The sequence below is a fragment of the Streptomyces sp. 13-12-16 genome, assembly GCF_002114215.1.
In the GTDB taxonomy this organism is placed as follows: domain Bacteria; phylum Actinomycetota; class Actinomycetes; order Streptomycetales; family Streptomycetaceae; genus Streptomyces.
Map to the genome: position 1 here is coordinate 3,690 of NZ_NCTE01000786.1, position 2,849 is coordinate 6,538.

Sequence of the window (2,849 nt, forward strand, 5' to 3'; positions counted from 1 at the left end):
CCCGGCAGGCAGAAACCGAGAGCCGCGTCGCGCACCGGCGCGCTCGCCCCGTACCTGTTGCTGCTGCCCGCCGTCGCGGCCACCGTGCTGCTGCTCGGCTGGCCACTGGTGAAGGACCTGCTGCTGTCCTTCCAGAACCTCAACATGGCGCAGCTGATCCAGCACGTCACCGAATGGAACGGCGTCGACAACTACAAGGAGGTCCTCACCGGCGAGGACTTCTGGCGGGTCACCCTCCGTTCGCTCCTGTTCACGGCGGCCAACGTCGCCCTGATCATGGTCCTGGGCACGCTGATCGGCCTGCTGCTCGCCCGCCTCGGCAAGCGGATGAGGTTCACCCTGCTGTTCGGCCTGGTGCTCGCCTGGGCGATGCCCGTCGTGGCCGCCACCACCGTCTACCAGTGGCTGTTCGCCCAGCGCTTCGGCGTCGTCAACTGGGTCCTGGACAAGCTCGGCTGGCACTCCATGGCCGACTACAGCTGGACCAGCACCCAGATGTCGACGTTCTTCGTCATCACCCTGCTGATCGTGTGGATGTCCGTCCCGTTCGTCGCGATCAACCTCTACGCGGCGACCACCACCATCCCGAAGGAGCTCTACGAGGCCGCGTCCCTCGACGGCGCCGGCGCCTGGCGGAGCTTCGCCACGGTCACCATGCCGTTCCTGCGGCCGTTCCTCTACGCGACGACGTTCCTGGAGATCATCTGGGTCTTCAAGGCGTTCGTCCAGGTCCTCACCTTCAACGGCGGCGGCCCCGACCGGCTCACCGAGATCCTGCCCGTCTACGCCTACGTCGAGGGCGTCGGCAACCAGCACTACGGCATGGGTGCGGCGATCGCCGTCCTGACCATCCTGATCCTGCTCGGCCTGACCGCCTACTACCTCAGGATCGTGCTCAAGCAAGAGGAGGACGAGCTGTGAAGCGCTCGCTCTTCGGCCGCCTGTGGCCCAACGTCACGGCCGTCGTCCTGTTCATCGGCCTCGTCTTCCCCGTGTACTGGATGTTCGCCACGGCGTTCAAACCGACCGGCGACATCATCTCGGAGAACCCGGTCTGGTTCCCGACCGACGTCACCCTCGAGCACTTCGAGACCGCGATCGGCGTCGACAACTTCTGGACGTTCGTCGGCAACTCGCTGATCGTCACCGTCCTCGCGGTCGTCTTCTCACTGATCATCGCCCTGGTCACGTCCTTCACCCTGGTGCGGATGCGGTTCAAGGGACGGCGCGGCTTCATCATCGGCTTCATGCTCGCCCAGATGGCGCCCTGGGAGGTCATGGTCATCGCGATCTACATGATCGTGCGGGACGCCTCGATGCTGAACAGCCTGGTGCCGCTCACGGCCTTCTACATGATGATGATCCTGCCCTTCACCATCCTGACGCTGCGCGGCTTCGTCGCCGCCGTGCCGAAGGAGCTGGAGGAGGCGGCGATGGTCGACGGCTGCAGCCGCTTCACCGCGTTCCGCCGGGTCATCCTGCCGCTGCTCGCGCCGGGCCTGATGTCCACCTCGATGTTCGGCTTCATCACCGCCTGGAACGAGTTCCCGCTCGTGCTGGTGCTCAACAAGGAGGCCGAGGCGCAGACCCTGCCCCTGTGGCTGTCCAGCTTCCAGACCGTCTTCGGCGACGACTGGGGCGCGACCATGGCCGCCTCCTCCCTGTTCGCCATCCCGATCCTGATCCTCTTCGTCTACCTGCAGCGCAAGGCCGTCAGCGGCCTCACCGCGGGCGCCGTGAAGGGATAACGCCCCCCGATGACGACAACCACCACCGGCACCGACACCCTCACCCGGGACGCGCTCGCCGTACTGCAGCCGGGCTTCGCCGGCACCACCGCGCCCGACTGGGTGCGCCGGCGGCTGGCCGAGGGCCTCGCCTCCGTCGCCCTCTTCGGCCGCAACGTCACCACCGCCGAACAGGTCACCGCCCTCACCGCGCAACTGCGCGCCGAACGGGACGACCTGCTGGTCGCCATCGACGAGGAGAGCGGCGACGTCACCCGCCTGGAGGTCCGCACCGGCTCCTCCTTCCCCGGCAACCACGCACTCGGCGCGGTCGACGACACCGGTCTGACCCGGGGCGTCGCCCGTGAACTGGGCCGCCGGCTCGCCGAGTGCGGGGTCAACTTCAACTGGGCGCCGTCCGCCGACGTCAACGCCAACCCCGACAACCCGGTGATCGGCGTGCGCTCCTTCGGCGGGGACACCGCCCTGGTCGCCCGGCACACCGCCGCCTACGTCGAGGGCCTGCAGTCCACCGGCGTCGCCGCCTGCACCAAGCACTTCCCCGGCCACGGCGACACCAGCGTCGACTCCCACCACGCGATCCCGCACATCGACCTCGACGCCACGACGCTGCACGAACGGGAACTCCAGCCGTTCCGGGCGGCGATCGCGGCCGGCACCCGCGCCGTCATGAGCGCCCACATCCGGGTGCCGGTCCTCGACCCGGACCGCCCGGCCACGCTCTCCCGGCGCATCCTCACCGACCTGCTGCGCGGCGAACTCGGCTACGACGGCCTGATCGTCACCGACGGCATGGAGATGCGCGCCATCTCCGGCACCTACGGCCTGGAGCACGGGGTCGTCCTGGCCATCGCCGCCGGCGCCGACGCGATCTGCGTGGGCGGCGGGCTGTGCGACGAGGGCACCGTACAGAGCCTCCAGGACGCGCTGGTGAACGCCGTACGCTCCGGCGAGCTCCCAGAGGAGCGGCTCGCCGACGCCGCCGCCCGGGTGCGCGCCCTGGCCGACTGGACCGCGGGCGTACGGCGCTCCCCGGCCGCGGCCGTCGAGCCCGAGCCGGAGATCGGCCTCACGGCGGCCCGCCGCGCGGTCACCGTCACC

Annotated in this window: 3 protein-coding genes; all 3 read left to right on the plus strand. The window is 69.3% G+C overall.

Features of this window, described 5'->3' with window-relative positions:
* Positions 1-921, plus strand: a 921-nt coding sequence (locus tag B7767_RS28925) for a carbohydrate ABC transporter permease (RefSeq protein ID WP_085574741.1), incomplete at its 5' end; no start/stop codon positions are given.
* Positions 918-1,748, plus strand: coding sequence for a carbohydrate ABC transporter permease (locus B7767_RS28930; RefSeq protein ID WP_085574742.1), 831 nt, complete (start codon positions 918-920; stop codon positions 1,746-1,748). The genes B7767_RS28925 and B7767_RS28930, both read left to right, overlap by 4 nt.
* Before the next feature lie 9 nt (positions 1,749-1,757).
* The coding region (locus B7767_RS28935) for a glycoside hydrolase family 3 protein (protein WP_085574743.1) at positions 1,758-2,849 on the plus strand (1,092 nt) is incomplete at its 3' end.